Annotated in this window: 14 protein-coding genes; all 14 read right to left on the bottom strand. The window is 25.9% G+C overall.

All coding sequences use genetic code 4. The features are described from left to right. Nucleotides 1-8: 8 nt before the first annotated feature. The 14 genes from ACR34G_RS00270 to ACR34G_RS00205 all read right to left on the bottom strand — a co-directional run bounded on the left by ACR34G_RS00270 (nt 9) and on the right by ACR34G_RS00205 (nt 17770). On the bottom strand, nt 9-170 hold the full coding sequence (locus tag ACR34G_RS00270; protein ID WP_436358788.1) for a hypothetical protein: 162 nt from the start codon (nt 168-170) through the stop codon (nt 9-11). A 6-nt stretch (nt 171-176) separates the two neighbouring features. Then, nucleotides 177-1130 (bottom strand): carbohydrate ABC transporter permease, encoded by a 954-nt coding sequence (locus ACR34G_RS00265; protein WP_436358787.1) that lies wholly within the window; start codon nt 1128-1130, stop codon nt 177-179. Beyond that, the gene (locus ACR34G_RS00260) at nt 1096-2109 is read right to left on the bottom strand and encodes a carbohydrate ABC transporter permease (RefSeq protein ID WP_436358786.1); all 1014 of its coding nucleotides are present in this window, start codon (nt 2107-2109) and stop codon (nt 1096-1098) included. Before ACR34G_RS00260 ends, ACR34G_RS00265 begins: the two co-directional genes overlap by 35 nt. Further along, nucleotides 2109-3842, bottom strand: coding sequence for an ATP-binding cassette domain-containing protein (locus ACR34G_RS00255; protein WP_436358785.1), 1734 nt, complete (start codon nt 3840-3842; stop codon nt 2109-2111). The genes ACR34G_RS00260 and ACR34G_RS00255 overlap by 1 nt, the downstream gene beginning before the upstream one ends. Beyond that, on the bottom strand, nt 3823-4581 hold the full coding sequence (locus tag ACR34G_RS00250; RefSeq protein WP_436358784.1) for a thermonuclease family protein: 759 nt from the start codon (nt 4579-4581) through the stop codon (nt 3823-3825). Before ACR34G_RS00250 ends, ACR34G_RS00255 begins: the two co-directional genes overlap by 20 nt. Beyond that, nucleotides 4581-6791, bottom strand: coding sequence for a P68 family surface lipoprotein (locus ACR34G_RS00245; RefSeq protein WP_436358783.1), 2211 nt, complete (start codon nt 6789-6791; stop codon nt 4581-4583). The genes ACR34G_RS00250 and ACR34G_RS00245 overlap by 1 nt, the downstream gene beginning before the upstream one ends. A 120-nt stretch (nt 6792-6911) precedes the next feature. After that, complete coding sequence (locus ACR34G_RS00240; RefSeq protein WP_436358782.1) at nt 6912-8732, bottom strand: alpha-amylase family glycosyl hydrolase; 1821 nt, start codon at nt 8730-8732, stop codon at nt 6912-6914. Next, on the bottom strand, nt 8698-9237 hold the full coding sequence (locus tag ACR34G_RS00235) for a hypothetical protein (protein ID WP_436358781.1): 540 nt from the start codon (nt 9235-9237) through the stop codon (nt 8698-8700). Before ACR34G_RS00235 ends, ACR34G_RS00240 begins: the two co-directional genes overlap by 35 nt. Nucleotide 9238: 1 nt before the next feature. Further along, the gene (locus ACR34G_RS00230; RefSeq protein WP_436358780.1) at nt 9239-10438 is read right to left on the bottom strand and encodes an ABC transporter ATP-binding protein; all 1200 of its coding nucleotides are present in this window, start codon (nt 10436-10438) and stop codon (nt 9239-9241) included. Nucleotide 10439: 1 nt separating this feature from the next. Further along, nucleotides 10440-11393 carry a sugar ABC transporter permease gene (locus ACR34G_RS00225; protein ID WP_436358779.1) on the bottom strand — a complete coding sequence of 318 codons (954 nt, stop codon included), beginning with the start codon at nt 11391-11393 and terminating at the stop codon, nt 10440-10442. Between the two features lies 1 nt (nt 11394). After that, a complete protein-coding gene (locus ACR34G_RS00220) occupies nt 11395-14529 on the bottom strand; it encodes an ABC transporter permease subunit (RefSeq protein WP_436358778.1) in 3135 nt (1044 codons plus the stop codon). After that, nucleotides 14529-15017, bottom strand: a complete 489-nt coding sequence (locus tag ACR34G_RS00215) for a hypothetical protein (protein ID WP_436358777.1) — start codon at nt 15015-15017, stop codon at nt 14529-14531. Before ACR34G_RS00215 ends, ACR34G_RS00220 begins: the two co-directional genes overlap by 1 nt. Nucleotides 15018-15019: 2 nt before the next feature. Beyond that, a complete protein-coding gene (locus tag ACR34G_RS00210) occupies nt 15020-17350 on the bottom strand; it encodes a hypothetical protein (RefSeq protein ID WP_436358776.1) in 2331 nt (776 codons plus the stop codon). Nucleotides 17351-17374: 24 nt separating this feature from the next. Continuing rightward, complete coding sequence (locus ACR34G_RS00205; protein WP_436358775.1) at nt 17375-17770, bottom strand: hypothetical protein; 396 nt, start codon at nt 17768-17770, stop codon at nt 17375-17377. Between the last annotated feature and the right edge of the window lie 335 nt (nt 17771-18105).

Here is an 18105-nt window from a genome sequence, read left to right as displayed (position 1 = left end):
TTATATATTTATATAAAATTACCACTTAGTAATTCTATAAAAACTTTAAAAAATCCTCAAGCAGAGAAAACTGTAAAAACTATTCCTAATGCAACGGTTAAAGAGATTAAAACTCATTTTGTAGAAACTGATACTCTTTTTTTAACTTTTTTTACTTTTTCTTTTGTCATAATTAATTATCCTTTAATTGTTGAACCTTGTCTAGATATTGCGTTAAGAATTTTTCTTCTAAATAAGAAGTAAGTTATGAACATTGGAAGAATAGCCAAAATTGCACCTGCAAGTTTTACATTTTTAAATAATTTTATTGGATCATCCGGATCTGGATTCACCCCAACATCTAATAGATAAATATTAATTAATTGTACTGGTGAATCTTTTCCTAAAATTAATAAAGGTCATAATAGTGAATTTCAAGCAGCAAATGCAGTTAAAATACCAACTGTTCATATGGTTGGTGTCACCATTGGAATTGCAACTTTGAAAAAGAAATTAATTCCTGTACATCCATCTACCATTGCAGCTTCTTTTATTCTATCAGGAATATCTTCAAAAGCATTTCTGAACATAAAACCAGAAAATACAGAAGCAGCATATGGCATAATTAAAGATATAGATAATCAAAAAGCATTTGTTTCTCATTTTAGTGTTATTATCGTTTTATATTGTCCAATAAAAAGGGCAACTTCTGGCAAAATTAGTATTGAGAGAAAAAACAATCAAGATAGTTTTTTAAATTTTCATTTTTTTAATGAAAAAGCATATCCAAATGTAGCAGAAAAGAAGAGTTTTACAATAACTGATACAAAAGTTACTAAAAGACTTCAACCCAAAGCTTCTCAATAACCATCATTTAAAGCTCTTGAAAAATTATCTCATTGAAATTTTTCTGGAAATAAAACAATTTCATTAACTCTTTCGTTTGCTTGATCATCTGGTGCCAGAGCAAAAACAAGCATAAAATAAAAAGGAAAAATAATTATTACACCAAAAACCAGTAAGATTAATAATTTAACTGACAAGGATAAAATGGATTTTCATAAAGAAATATTTCTAACTTCAGAAGAAATTTTTTCTATTTTTCTTTGTGAAATCTTATTTGAGATTCAGTTTTGTAACTTTAACAGCATTCAGAACATGTCTTTCTCCTAACTTATTTATTGTTAATAAAATTATTTTTATCCCTTGTTTTAAGAAAGTTGATAAAGCTAAACCAAGAAGAAAGAGAATAATTGTAGCTGCTCCAGCTAAATCATAATGTCCTTGTTTTACCATATCATAGATAAAGAGAATTATGGTGGAACCACCATTAGTTTTTGCTGCATTTAAATCATTATTAAATATAGCAATAGGGAACACTTTTATTCCACCTATAATTCCTATTGTAATTAAGAAATTTAAAGTTTTTGTTATTGATGGTAAGGTAATTTTGAAAAATTGTTTAGTTTTGGAAGCACCATCAATAGCTGCTGCTTTGTAAAGAGTTCTATCTACTCCGAGCATTGCAGTTGTAATAATTAAAATTTGAAAAGCTAAATTTTTTCATATTCCATATACTAAAATCACAAAAATAGCATTATATGACTGATAATGTCCGGAATTTAGTCATCTAGTTTCGATTCCAAAAATTTTGTTAACTATACCTATTTGTGTATCAAATATATAGGCAAAAGTTATGGAAATGGCAATTGCACTTGTTATATAAGGTAAAAAGAAAATTGTTTGTCAAAATCCTCTAGCTCATTTTTGAACAAGTGAAGAAATTACACTAGAAATTAGTATCGAAATAACTAAAGTTATTGGTAAAGATAAAATGGAATAAATTAAGGAATTTCTTACACCAATTTTAAAGTTATTATCATTTAGTACATCTACAAAGGCATTAAATCCATATTCAATTTGTTGAGCATCGTTTGGATCTGATTGATAACTAATTGATGAACCAATTGAAAAAATAAAAGGGAAAATTGTGAATAAAACTATGATGAATAGAGAAGGTAATAAAAGTAAAAAAGGTTTTCAATAAGCAACTTTTTTATCTAAAATCCCTAAATCTTTTTTAGTTTGTTTTTGTTTTCTTTGCAAAAGAAATGAATAAATTTTTCTCATTAGATATCAATTCTTTCTTTAGTTATTGAATCGAATAAATGAATTTTATTTGCAGGAATGTTGAATTTAACTTCTTCATTGATCTCATACATTTTTTTCAATTTTAAGAAAATGTTAAATGTAGCAACATTATCAACTTCTATTTTAGCGAAAATCTCTTTTCCTAAATATTCAATGGAAACTATTTTTCCTGTAAGTTTCCCGTTTAAGGATTCTTGAATATCTTCTGCTCTAATTCCTACTCTTACATTTTCTAAATTAGTTTCAAAGTGTTTTAATACTACATCATTTAAAAATACGTGATTTTCCTTTATATTTGCATCAAATATAGTCATTTCAGGTATTCCTAAAAACTTAGCAACAAACTCATTTTTTGGTTTATTATAAAGTTCCATAGGAGTTCCTATTTGCTGAATTTTTCCAAAAGACATACATACTATTTTATCTGAAATTGACATCGCTTCTTCTTGATCGTGAGTAACAAAAACAGTTGTTAATCCTAATTCAGACTGTATTTTTCTGATTCATTGTCTTGTTTGAACTCTTAATTTAGCATCTAAGTTAGATAAAGGTTCATCCATTAAAATAATTTTTGGTTCTCTTACTATACCCCTAGCAATGGCAACTCTTTGTTGCTGTCCTCCAGATAATTTAGTTGGTTTTTTATGTAAATTTTTTGTAATTTCTACTTTTTCAGCAACATTTAAAACAGCATTTTCTATTGCTTTTTTAATAGAAATATTTTTAGTTTGTAATTCTTTAAATCTATTAGTTTCATCTACATTTAATTTAGAAATATCGAGAGTATATTTTTTAATTAATTCTTTTTGATAGGAATAATAGTCATTTTTGGTTATTTGAACTACTGATTTATATATACCTTTAAGTTGCTTTAACTCTAAATATTCACTATTTTGTTTTAATAATTGTTTTTCTTTTTCAATTTCATTTTTCAATGATTTTCTTAAATCTGAATATTTAGTTTTTATTTCTTTAATTTTAAGAGAATGTTCATATCTTGTTAATTTTGCATCTAAGCTTTTGTCTTTTAATTTTTCAATAGTATCTAAATTTGCTTTTTTCTGTTCATTTTGTTTTTTGATTAAAGCTAATTCATAATTACTATTAAGTTCATTTAACTTTTTATAAACACTAGAATTTAAATTATTAATTTCTAAATTTAATTCTTTATAAACATCAAAGAAGTTAAAAAGCAATTTATTAAAATTATCAATTTCTTGTTTAGTTGCACCATTTTTTTCTAAAATAATTAAATTTGCTTCATGCTGTGCTTTGGTAGATTTTTCAATCATTCTAACTTTTCAAGTTTTATCATTGGTTAAAGGGAAAGAAATATTATCATAAACATTTAAATGTGGATATAAAGCATAATTTTGAAATACTAAACCAATTTTTCTGTCTTGAGGAGTAGTTTTAGTTACATCTACACCTTCAAATAAAATTTGTCCGCTTGTAGGTGTTAATAATCCAGCAATAGCATTTAAAGTAGTAGTTTTACCACAACCAGAAGGGCCGAGTAAAGTTACCAATTCTCCCTTTTTTATCTGTATATTTGCATTATCAACCGCTACAGTTTCTCCATAGTCAATTACTAAATTTTTTATTTCAATAGCATTTAACTCATCTTTATTTTTATATCTTTCATCAGCTGTTTTTTTGATTTTCCTTATAAAGTCATATATCTCAGCTTTATTAATTTTTTTGATTTGCATTTTTCTCACTTTCTTCATTATCAACATTTGTTTTATGTCTTGATAAAACATTATCTTCTGTAGATTTTAAAAATGCTTGATATTGTGGAACACCTCTAGATTTATAAACTTTTTGTGCAAATTCATAAAGTTCACTTTCTGAATTAATATTTTGATAAAAATTTCTATGATTTTCAATAGCATTATAAAAAGCGTTTCACATTTTTATACCTTCATAATATTCTACATTTGTCTTAAAACTAACATCTCAAGCTTTTTTTATATTTGGTAAGGTTAACCCTTCTCTAATTATTTCTACAGAATAATCTTTTCAAATATTGTTTTGTTTATAAAAAATTCAACCCACTACTCTTTCGTAAGATCTAGTAACTTTACTTCCATAAATAAAAGTTACTTCTGTTCCAGGAGGTAAAGTATTTTCTCCAAATTTGGATGCTTTTTCAGCTCAACTTTTTTCAAAATCATCTATTTTATGATCTTTACCTAAATTTTTTTCAGGTGTATCAATTCCAGCAACTCTAATAGATTGTTGTCCTTCTATTGTTTGGTTATCTCCAAAATCTAAAACAGGTGTATCTCCATCTTTTCATTTAACTATTTTTGCATTTAATTTTTCAAATGGAGGTAAATCAGTTGATTCTTTGAAATATTTAGCTTCGTTATTATTACAAGAAACAACAAAAGGTATCGCTATATATGGAAAAACAACCAATGAGGTTGCTTTTATAATTTTTTTCATTATTTAGTAAATGATGCTCCTAATAGGTTTTTAAGAGCTGCTAAGTATTCTTCAAATGTTTCAGCTTTACCTTTATTATTTGCTGCTCTATCTGCATAATTAGTGAATGAAGTATCTATTCCATCTCTAAAAGTTGAAGATCTTGAATCTGTTGGGTCTTCATAAATAGCATATTGATCTTTGTCTGCACCTTCTGTTGCTTTTTTAAATAATCCAAATGCTTCTTTATTTAATTTATCATAACCTGCTGGTGCTTCTTTACTTAAAACTCCTTCAGAAGTCACAATGTATCCACTGTGTTGTCCAAAGAATTCAAGTGGAGTTAAGTTTGTGTAGTTTTTAGCTTTATCATCTTTACCAACTGTTCAATCTTGTTTTTCTGTTATATATCATTTTAAGAAATTTAAAGTTGCTAAATCTTCAACTTTATTTGAGTGAATACCAATTAAAGAAGGTCCTTGAGCAATAATTGTTTTTTTAGCATTATCAGTTTTAGTTGTATAGAAAGGATTAGAAACATATCCTAACTCATTTTCTTGAAGAGTTTCTGTAGAATCATGAGAAACTTTACGGAATCCATCTGATTGATCTGTTTTTTCTCATTTAATATCAATTAAATAAGCATCGTAACCACCTGATTTTCCGGCTGGAATAATATATTTTTGTTCTATTTCTTCTTTTAAATCTTTAAAACTAGAATTTGTAGAAGAAATTCCTAATTTTTCTCCGGCAGCTGCATTTGAAAACTTAGATAATTTTTGCAATGCATCTTTTCATTCTTGTGTTGCTTCAATGTTTTTGTTTCCTTCTTTATTAAATTCTGAAGCCCCTGTTCCATTTTTATCATAAATATAAACATATTTGGTATTAGCATCTACAGTTTTACTTGCACTATATAATTTAGCAATTACACCTTTAGCAATTTCTTCTGCTGTTGGTTTATAAATGTAATTTGCATAGTCCGCTGTTACTTTATCTTCAATTTTCTTAGAACCAGAATTGATTGTTAAAATGTATTCTGAATATCCATTTTTTGAAAAATTATGTCTATATCCAGCTGTTGAAGCAATTGCAAAAGCAAGTTGATGTCCTTTTAGACGATTTGACGAATAATCGGAATTTTCCTTTATAAATAGAGATTTTTCATTAATTAATTTTGCTATTTTTTCAAAACTTTTCTTGAAAAGTTCGTTTCTTTCTGTTCCTTTTTTCAATGCATTTACATAATCAACGGAAGTCTGTTTATCATTTAAACCAAATAAGAATTTAGAGTAATCTCCATCAACATCTGAAAATGTCATTAAGTATAATAAACTTGAAATTGAGTCAACTCCAAAAACATTTTCTGCTCTTTTGTTAATATCTCCTTCTGGTGCTTTTGGGAAGGATTTTTTGATTCTTGAAACTAAGTCAAATAGTGAATCATAACTTTCAAATACATCTTTTCTAAACTCATATCCACCAAGACCACCTTCAGCTTTAGTTGATGCTACATAGTCTTTTCAAACAGTTTTAACAAATGTTTCATCGTGGTTAGATTTTTTAATTTCATCGAAAAATGCTTTATCTTCTGCTTTAATTGTAGCTTTTTTATCCCCTAAAGTTTCTGCTGTTGCTTGTCTAATGATGTAACCAAAAACTTCTTTGTTAATAGTTATAACTTGAGATGATCTACTACTTGGAATTAATCATAATGAATCTTTATCCCCTTTTTTACTAATTCCTGCTATTTGAGTATTGCTTTGTAAAAATTTGTCTGAGAAAGTAGATCTAACAGTTTCAGCTAATTTAACTGCTTTTTCTTCTGGTGTAGAACCATTTAAATCTAGTTGCATATTGTATTTAGCTAAAGTACCTACTATTGCTGGATAGTTGAATGCAACATTATATAAGCTATTTGCTGCTTTTGCTGTTAATTTTTGTTCTAAGTCTGATGTTAATCCGTTATATCCACCATTGATAGCAAATAATTCTAATTTTAAATAATTTTTGTTGTTTGTATCTTTAACTTCTGCTTTGTTGTTTCATTTTTCTACAATTGCTTGTAATGCTTCAGTTTGTGCACCTGTAGAACCAAATGTGTTAGCTATTTTAATTGTTTCATCGTTAGTTTGATCAAATCTTGTTTCTCTGGAACAAGATACTAAACCAGTTAATGATGCCCCTGCTAGGGTTAAACTTGATAATGTTAATAATGTTTTCTTTTTCATATTCCCCTCTTTTTTTGTTTAAAAAAATTAGAACAAATGAATTTTGTAAAATTTGTTTAATTTTGTTCTAATGTTTTTTCATAATTAAAAATATTATAATCTAATTTTTTGAAATTTCAATTATTTTATTTTTAAAATTATTAATCCCATATTTCCAATTGAAATTTGCTTATTATTTACCTTGGAATTATAAGAATAAATGGTTTCTACTTCTACACCATCTTTAAGTTTATAATTAATATTATCATTAATTCCAACAGTGTTTATAAATAGATATTTTTCTTGTTTATCTTTACTTTGTCTAATAATAGTTTGGTCTGAAGTGTTTTCAAGATAATTTGAAGCATCTCCGATTGTCTCTAAATCTTGAGAGTACATAAAAGGGTGCTTGCTTCTAAAGTCTAATAAAAATTTAATTATTGAATAAATAGAATTTTTATCTTTAACTTGATCTTCAACATATGGGGTATCTTTTGAAAAATTTAAATGAATATAGTCATTTAGACTTTTCTTTTCTTTGAATTCTACTCTTTTAGATGTATCTTTTCATTTAAAAGGTTCTCTTATACCAGGATCACCAAAAGTTTTATTTGCATGCATCATTAACTCATCACCATGGTAAATAATAGGGGTTGATGGTAATATTAAAAGGTAAAAGTAAGCATTTCTTATTGCGTCTTTTTCTCTTTGTGATAGTGGCGTATTTAATTCACTTGCCTTTAAAGGACTATCAAAGGTTTCTGGATCTTTGGTAGGTCTTGGCATATTTACTCTAAATGAATTAATTCATCTATCAGTATCATGATTAGTTAAAAAAGGTACTCAAGGATGTTCTTGGTGCGATCCTATTTTAGTTAATTGATTATTTAAATCATCTTTATTAATTGAAACGAATCAATTTTCTTTTCAATGTTTTCCATCATAAATGGTTCCAAGTGCTTTTTCATTATTATAATTAAAGTATACAGTAGCTTTTAAAGCATCATCTAGTCACTCACCCATCATAAAAATATCTTTGTCTAAATTTTGTGATTTTAAAGCTTTTTGTGAACTTTCTCTAAGTTCACTAAAAATTCTTTGCTCATTATAATTTTCTTTTGTTTCTCCCATTGAAGAAAAAAATTCAGCAAAAGCATCATATCTAAATCCATCTACTCCTATTTTGGTTCAATAAGATTGAATGTGTTTTAATTCTTCAATAACTTCTGGATTATCTAAATTGAGATCAGGCATTCCTGCTCAAAATTTAGAAGTATAAAATTTATTAGTTGCGTGTTTATCTTTTAAATTAGGAAATAAAGAGCGTAACTCTGAACTATCTTGATTAGTATCTTGTATTTTTGTACTATAAAAGCGATAAAAATTCTTGTATTTCGAATCACCTTCCAGTGCCTTTTGAAATCAAGGGTGTTCAAAAGATGTGTGGTTAAACACTAAATCTAAATAAACTTTTATTCCTTTTTTATGTGCTTCTTTTAGAAAATCTAAAAATGCTTCTTTTCCACCTAATTCTGCTGCTACGTCTGTATAATCAATTACATCATAACCGTGATATGAGCTAGCTGGATGAATTGGAGAAAGATATAATTGATCAATACCTAAATTAGTAAAATAATCTAAATTGTTTTTTAAACCTATAAAATCACCAATACCATCATTATTTCCATCTGCAAATGAATAAACTAATACTTGATAAATAACAGAAGAGTTTTTTTCATTTTTAGCTAAAGGTGCTATTAACTTTGCATTTTCATCATCTTCTTTATATGAAAGTTTTTCTTTCTTATTTGTCTGAAATTGTGCATCACCTCATAAAGAATATTCTTTATGAAAATTATCTGTGTTGTTGCATGATGTTAATAAACTATATGATAAAAGCGGAAATACTCCGCTTTTTATCATAAATTTAACTAGCAATTTGTTTCAAATGTTCTTTTTCATTTTTTACTAAATATCCATAATTTTTTAAAGAAAAGATTCCAAAAATAGCAACAACTACAGAAAAAGCAAATATTAATCAACCTGAAATATAATTAGGTGGATAAATAATGTTTTCTTCATCTCTTTCATCAATAGGTGGTTGGAAAGAGAGTAAAACTGATGTTAGAATTATAGTTAAAACCAATAAAATAATGTTTATCTTAATAAGTAAACTAGCATTGTTTTTTTGCTTTACTAATAACAGTATAGAAAAAATAGAAATAAAAATAATTACAAACCAAAGCACACTATTTATTGATCAAAATGTTATAAAAATAGGAATTTGTGGATTTATAACTGAACTTTTATTAAATGCTTCATCAGTGGTATAAATTTGCTTTTCTATTAATAAATAATCATTTGCTGAATTATAGAAAGCAAAAAATAAACCAAAACAAGTTAGTGATACAATAACAGATAAAATAAAGAAAATTTTTCTATATTTGTATGTTTTAAAAAATTTCATATTAGTTTAATCTTTCTTCTGTTTCTTTATCAAAAATGTGTATTCTGCTTTCATTAAAACTTACTCATACATCTTGGTAAAGTTCAAAGTCTCTATTGTTAAGAACTGTAGATACAACTTCAACATTATCAGAAATTTTTACAACAATTGATAATTCTTTTCCAAGAGATTCAATGTTATAAATTTTTCCTTTAACTGAATTAGCAACTTCTTTTTCATTGATTAAAACATCTTCTGTTCTAAATCCAACTATTAAGTCTTTGTATTTAGATAATTTTTCTTTATTTTCTTCTGGAAGATTTAAAGAAAAATTAATTCCATCTAATTTAAAAGTATTATTGTTATTTGTTCCATTTAATAAGTTAATTGTTGGTGAACCAATGAATTTGGCAACAAAAACGTTTGCTGGTCTAAAATAAAGATCTTTGCTTGTTCCGTTTTGTTGAATTTTTCCTTCATTTAAAACAACAATTTGATCACCCATTGTCATCGCTTCCAATTGATCGTGTGTTACGTAAATTGATGTTGTGTTTAAAAGTCTATGAATAGAGACAATTTCTCTACGCATTGATTCTCTTAATTTAGCATCTAAGTTAGATAAAGGTTCATCCATTAAGAAAATTGAAGGTTTTCTAACAATGGCTCTACCAATTGCTACCCTCTGTCTTTGTCCTCCTGATAAATCACGAGGTTTGTTATATAGATAATTATCGATTTTTAAAATTTTTGCTGCATCTTTAACTCTTCTATCAATAATGTCTTTTCTTTCTTTTGCAATTCTTAATCCAAAACTCATATTATTATAAACATTCATATGTGGATATAAAGCATAAGATTGGAAAACCATAGCAATATTTCTTTCAGATGGTGAAAGGTTATTAAATCTTTTACCATTAAAAAGTAAATCACCTTTGGTGATTGAGTTTAATCCTGCAATCATTCTTAATAAAGTTGTTTTACCACAACCAGATGGTCCAAGGAAAATACAAAATTTTCCTGCTTCAATTGTCAAGTTAATGTCTTTTAAAGTTCACTTATCGTTTCCTTCGTATTTTTTAGATAAATTAACTAATTCAATTTTTCCACCAGCTGTTTTTTGACCAACTTCTCCAATTTCGTTTAAGAATTTATCAAATTCTAAATCATATGAATTAATATCATCAAGTTGATTATCTAAAATATTATCAATTTCTTTTTTCATTTTATCCTTTCACCGCTCCTTCAGAAAGACCACCAACAATGTGTCTTTGTGAGAACATAAATAGTACAAATGGTGGTATAGAAGCAAGTAAAGCACCTGCTGAATAAGCACCAACGTTAATTTCTTTATCTTCTGCTGTAATAAAACTATCTAATCCAACAGCAAGTGTAGTTTGATCTCTGTTTGTAATTGCAAATTTTGGTAAAATTACATCTCCAAAAGGAATTAAGAATGATCATAAAGCAATAATAGCAATCATTGGTCTAGCAACCGGTAATAAAATTTTTGTAAATAATTTTCAGTTTCCACAACCATCTATTTTTGCAGAATCATCTAATTCTCTAGAAATAGAATCTAAATAACTTTTGAAAACAAAGGTATTTCCTGCAATTGCTCCACCAGAATATATGATTGTTAATGTGATTCTAGGATCTATTCCAAGTGAATCTCTACCAAGAGCAACAATAATATAAAGTGAGATTAATGAAGCTGTTGATGGAATCATTTGTAAAAGCATAATTACAGAAAGAGAATGTTTAGAACCTGCGAATTTAAATCTTGAATATGCATAACCATTAAAGGCAACAAATACTACAGTTATAAGCATTGTGCTTACTGCTATTGCTAAAGTATTTATATATCAATTTACATATTTACTTCTTACATTTGTAAATAAATAAGTAAAATTATCAAAACCAAATTTATATAACTCTGGTGATAATGATAAATATTTTTGGTTAAATGTATTAAATGAAGCTAATATCATTGAAACAACAGGGAATAAAATAACAAATGTTCATACAATTAATATTAAATAATTGAAAAATAAGAATATCCCTTCTGAAACAGTTAAAGGTTTGGAGTCTGAAGTATGAATTCTAGTTTGTTTATTTTTAAAATTTTGGAATTTTATTTTATTTTCTGGAATTCTGCTTTTTAAAGAGTATTTTCTCATTTTATCTTCCTCCTTTTGCTGCGTTTTTAGCAAATCCATAAGCTGCAATAGATACTGAAAATACTGAAGCTAGAATAACAAGAGCTGATGAGAAAGCAACGTTTCCATCTATTTGTACTGTTGTTGTTAATTTATAAATTCAGGAAATTATAATATCTGAACCTGATTCACTAAATGTTGTTTGATCTGCATAAGCAGGTCCACCATTTGAAAATAGTGAAATAATTGTGAAATTATTGAACATAAAAGTAAATTGCCCAATTAATAATGGAGCTAATGAAGAAACTAAAATTGGTAGTGTAATATGTCTAAACAATTTAGAACGTTTAGCCCCATCAATTTCTCCAGCTTCGTAAATATCTTTTGGAATTGACTGTAAATTACCTGTAATTAATAAGAAAATGTAAGAGTGCCCAAGTCATGTTTGAATAACAATTAACAGGAATCTTACTCAATGAACACTTCCAAAGAAGTTAATACTATTTTCAATAAGACCTAATTTAATTAAAATATAGTTAATATATGAATTGGCATCTCCTTGGAAAGCAGATTTTAAGAAAATTATTGTAACAAAGGCAGGAATAGCTCATGGAATAATATAGATAAGTCTAAAGAATTTTTTACCTTTAATTTTTTCCATATTTACTAAAACAGCAAATAATGTTCCTACAATTATTACGGAAAATGCTGCTGCGAAGGTTCAAATCAATGTTCAAGAAATAACCCTTGATAATGAAGTTAATAATCCGTTGTTTCTAAATAATCATCATTTTCCATATTGAGTAAATCCTACTCAATCAACTGTTTGTGAAGGTGGTGTATGTTGAAATCCTGTATTTGATAAAGAAATGAATAATGAAGTAATTAAAGGAACAACAACTATAAATGCAATTAAAAATCACCCCGGAATTGATATTAATCAAGGAAAACCTTGCTCTGAAAGTCATTTTTTAGTTTGTGTTCAGTTTTGAGGTCTCATTCCTTCTTCTAAAAATTTTCCTCTTCTATAAGCGCCTATAGCACTAGAAATAACATAAGCAATAGTTATTCCTAATAAGATAAACGACGCTGCTGCTCCAAACATCCAGAATCTTGCATCGGGTAAAATTCCAAGATCAATATTGTGAACACTTTTACCTAAATCCACAATTCCTTGAATTCCCCCTATTTTATTTCATGTAATACCTAAAGAAAAGGGTACAAATACTAAATATAAAAAGGCACTTAGTAAAGTTAATAAAATTCCTTTTTTGTATTCTTTAAATAAAATAAGTTGTGCTAACCCCGGAAATAGTAAATTCAAGAATAATCCTTTATATTTAGCACCTTTTTTATTTTCAGTAGGTACTTGTTTAATAGCTTCAACAACTTTTGATTCATAAATCTTTTTAGTGATTTTAAGTTGAGAAGAAAGTCTACTATATTGAGTTTTTACTATAACTTTATTTTTTTCTTTTTCGTTGTGTAATTTAAGAGTAACTAATTTTTCTTTATAAAGGATTTTCTCTTCTTTTAGTTTAAAAGCAAAAGCTTTTTTAGTTAAATCTTTATTTTTGAAACGTTGTTTTAAAATCACGATTTTTTCTTTATATTCTTTTTTTAAAGATAAAATTTGATTTTTATATTTAGTTTTATCTTCTGCTGTTTCATTTAAATTAATTTTATGTAATTTTAATTTTGCATCCTTTATTTCACTTGCAGAAGAATTTAATTGTTTATTAGAATCTTTAGCATATTCATATAATGCTTCAGATTTTTTAAGTAGAAAATCACCATCGTAAGAATATTCTTGCTGTAATTTTCCTAATTTTTTATAATAATTAGCTTTAACTAAATTTTTAACATTTCTGTTTTTTTGATTTTTTAAAATTAAAGGTAAATTAGTATTTAAAATTATTTTTAATTTTGAGTTTTCTTCTTTATTTAAATCTTTAGTTTTATTATTAATTTCTTGTACTAAAGAATTAAAGTGATTTTGTATTTTATTTTCAATATTTTGTCTATAGTCTTTTTTATTTAAAAACTTATTAATTAATTCTTTTTTATATAAAGAATAAATAGTTTTTAAATGTTTTTCTTCTTCTAATTTTAAAAATTTACTGATTAATAAAACTTTATTGTATTCGTTATGAATTTTAAAGAGAGCTTTTGCTAATTTTAATTCTTGTTTATATTCTTGCTTTAAAATTTTAGCTTGCTCTTCTTTTGTTTTAACATACTGAGCATATTTTTCTTCTTTTTCTTTACTTAAAGTAATTATTTCTTGTTTTTTCGCTTCTATTTTTTCTTTTTTAGTTTTAAATTCTGCTTTTATTAAAGCTAATTGCTCATCATATTCTTTATTATAAGAAAATTCAGCTTCTAAAATTCTTTCTTTGTATTCTTTTTTAATTCTAGATACTTCTTGTTTATATTCTTTTTTAGATTCTTCTTTTATAATAGGAAATTCTTTTGTAATTTCTGCTTTTTTTGTTTGAAATTTTTCTTTTTTAGTTTTTAATGTTTTAAAAAGATTTTCTATTTTTTCTTTTTCTTCTAAAACTGATTTAATTTCTAATTCTGAAAACATTCCTGTGCGTTTTTGTACAAATTCTTCTAATTCAGAATAAATTAAATCTTCCTTTTTAGTAAATAATAAATATTTATGTAAAATTACTAATTTAGCTTTATGTTTGAGTAACTTATTTTCATCTGCTTTTGCTTTATTTATAATAGAAGTCATATTCTTTTCTTTTACTTCTACTTCATCAGCTGTTTTTAAAAGCATTGCATAATAATTTTTAACATAATTAGCAGATTCGTTATTTTGCTTATCTATTTTTTTAATTTCAAAAGCAATAAAAGAAGTTAATTTATCTGAAATTTTTAATTGTTTATAAGTTTCTTCTAAAACTTGTATTTTATTTTTGCTAGATATTTTAAGTGTTTCTAATGCTTTTTCTTGTTCAAATTCTAAATTTCTTTTTGCTTTAATAAAAAGTTCTTTATTAATTTTTTTCTTTAAATCTAATTCTCTTTTTTGTCTATCAAACACATTTTTTGCTTGATTTAAAAAAGAAGAATAATTTAATTTAGAATCATTGACTTTTCTATCAAAAGATTCACCATATCAATTTCACATCTTGACTTTTTCCATTATCTACCTCCTTTATGTATTTTTATTTTTTCATAATAGTAATTTTGTCTTTTTAATCTTAATTGAAACATCAAATAGATATTAATTAATATTAAAAACGGGAAAATTATGCTTCATATAATTACTAAAGTTAATCTAATTCAATTTTCAGTAATAAAACCGCTTGAAAAATAAGGAACTAGTAAAACTCCTATAAATAAAGTTATTCAAACAAAACCAAAAAGATAAGCTACACCGTTTCTTCGAGAAACTAATATATTTACTAAATAACCTACTAAAATTAATGAATTACTAATATAACCAACATACCTAAGTGTTAAGAAATTATTTATACTTTCTTTTTGTGAATTAATTGCTAAATTATCATATGCATTGGTTCCTAAAATTAAACCATCTAATAATCATAAAAGTAACAATATATTAGAAATAGAAAGAAGAATAATTAATGTGTAAAAAATTCTTCTTTCTATTTGTATTTTGGGTTTCATTATTATTTAATGTAATCTAAAGCTTTACTACTATCTAGAGCATCAACTGCTTCTTTGAATTTTTTACTAAACTGATCTTTTAATTTAGTTTGGAAAGCTTCTAAAGTTTTAACACCTTCAGTAGCTAAATTTTTATAAAATTCTTGGTTTCCTAAAATATTGTCATTTCATGTTCCTCAGAATTTACCAAATTGTGGATTTCCTCTATCTAATCTTTCTGATTGTAATTTAAGAATTCCGTATCCACCATCTTTTAATTCTGTTGTTGAAGAAATAACATCAACAACTTTTTTAGCAACTGATGTACCTGTAGCTTCTAAAATAATATCTTCTACTTCTTTGATTGTAGCTTCTGATTTAGTACCTGATAATTGTTGTCCTTCTGCAGGGAATTTTTCTGTTGCTTTTTTCTCGTTAAACACTGCTTTATATTCATCTTGTCATTTTAATCAATCTGCTTCATTGAAGAAGTTATTCATATATAACTCTACTGCTTTGTTAATAATATCATCTGAAACTGTTGTTTTAGCATATTTATTTGAAAAATCTTTTGCACGTTTTTTAGCTTCTTCTAAAGCTTTTGTTTGTGCTTCTTTTTCTTTTCATTTAGAAGCTGTTTCAATCATTATATTTTCTGTTGATCCACCAAAAATATAATTTTCTACTTTTCTAACATGTGCATTTCCTGTTTGACCTTCAAGTCAAGATTTGTCAAATTCAACACCATCCTTAACTAAAGTAGGAGCAATTTGTCAAGGTTGTCCCCCACCTTTTAGTAAATCAACATTTTGAATTCCTAATAATGCAGAAAGAGCATTTCTTAAACCAGTAGCTTCTTTTAATTCTCCTAATTTTCCTATTAATCCATCACTAACAAAAGGATATTTGGTTTTATCTTTAACATATTCTTCTTTATATTTATTTTTATCTCCTAAAGGATTTGTTTTATCTGTTTCTTGACTTCAAGATTTTTCAGTTCCATAAACTTTAGCTAAGTTTTTATTAACTTCTGATAATAAATCATTATATGCTTTTAATAATTTTTCTTCACTTGTATAATGTGTTTTTGTAACTAAATCTTTTAATTTTTGATTTCCAGCTGCTGCATCTCTATCTGAAAGAACTCTTAAAGCTTTTTGTGATTCGGTAAAGTAAGGAATTTTTGTATCTCCTTTAAAGTATCCATAGTATGAATCTGTTTTAAAAATTAATTTTAATACTTCTTCAATAGCTGCTTGTCTATCAGCAACTGCACCATTATTTCTTGAGTTAATTGCTCATGATCATGTTCCTGGAGCTTGTGTATATTTAAGTTCGCCTTTTAATTTTGGAGCATTAAAGAAAGTAGTAATTCCTTGTTTAGAAACTGTACCAAAATCTCATGAACCTACAAATGCATAGTCTAATTTTTTATGACTTAATAACTCAACAATTTTATTTTGAACAACACCTTGATCATTTTTTAAAAGATCTTTTAAAGCACCTTGGTCAATTCCTTTTGTAGCTCATTTTGTAGTTTTAAATTCATCAGCAGTTTTAACAAAAGCTGCTTCATAAACTGGGAATAATAATTCTCCAACAACATCTAGTGCTTTAGAAAAGTCGCTATTATATTGATCTCCTTTCATAAATCCAGAAGATCATTTGTTTGCTGTTGTATCTTTATAAATGATTTTTCCCATTTCCTCTGTGCTAAGAATTGATGCTAAAACCCCATTACCATATCAACCATCTTGAATTCTAAAGAATGCTTTACCTTCTTTTACTAATTCAACCATTTCATCAGTTGATGTATTAGCTAATTCAGTTTTCACTTCATCAAGTGTTTTGCTTGACATTACAACAATACCTTCTTTATTGTGGGCAAAGTTATAGAATTTTCCATTATCTTTTTTAGATCTTCCTTTAAATGTACCAAAGTCATTTACAAATGCTTTTTCGTCATCTGTTGCATTAACTTCATTTAAAATAGCATCTTTTAACTCTGGTTTTCAAGATGCAAGTGTTCTTTTACTTAATAAGTCTGTAATTCTATCATTTGGTGCATAAATTAAGTCAGGTGCATTTTTATCTGTGTTACCAATATTTGTAATAGTATCGATTGCTCCGAAAACATCTTTTTCTACAAATTTAATTTTGTAACCTTTTTTTGCTCATTCGGTTTTGTTAAATTCATCTTCAACTGCTTTTCAAAATTGATCTTGTTTTCCTTCTTTTGCAACAATAATTTCTTTAGAATCTGCAAATTCATTTGTAGCTCCACAAGCAACAAATGCTGCTACTGGACTTGCAAAAACAGTTAAACCTAAAAATTTCATTAATTTTTTCTTCATAATATATATTATATTTCTCCTAAGTTATTCAAAAACAATTTCATTATATTTTAAACATGCAATGGAAACAACTATGTTTAATGGTGATAAGACAAAAAATAATAAAAAAGTGATTTCAATCCAAACTAAGGCATGTCCCACTTCAGTTTTGGGTAAAATTCTAATTAACCTAATAACATAAATAACATTAGCAAAAAATACAAAAACAAAAGCTGCTATTGTTAATCTAAATTCTGTTTTTAAAAGCAAATCAGAAAATTTCTCACTTATATTTTCTTTATTATTTAAAGTTATTAATAAAATAAAACTAAGTAAAGAAACACTAAATACAATTGCGCTAAAAAAAGAATATAAATGTTCTATAACTTTTGGTAAATATTTTCTATCTAATGGTTGTTTTCCTAAAAATAAATTTCTCATTGTTTTTTAATTTCTACATAAAATATTGAAAGTAAAATAACTTCCAATAAAATTATAATACAAATCTTCAAAAAATTTCCATTTTTTCATTATTTTTTTGAATAAAAAGCAAAAAATCAAAACTTTTTCCCCTTAAAATAGGGAAAAAGGCTTGATATATAATATTTTTATATCAAAAAACACGCTTTTTTACTTATTTTTAGAATTTCCTTTTTATTTTGCTTGATATTAATAGAATTTTAATTTTTGGCATTTTTTTAATAATTTAAGCAACTCAAAAAATATAAAATTATAATTATTTTTCAAAAAACAAATTATTAAAATATAATTAGAAT

It is taken from the genome of Mycoplasma sp. 480 (assembly GCF_051353065.1).
Classification (GTDB): domain Bacteria; phylum Bacillota_I; class Bacilli_A; order Mycoplasmatales; family Metamycoplasmataceae; genus Mesomycoplasma_A.
This window is presented reverse-complemented; position numbering and strand designations above follow the sequence as displayed.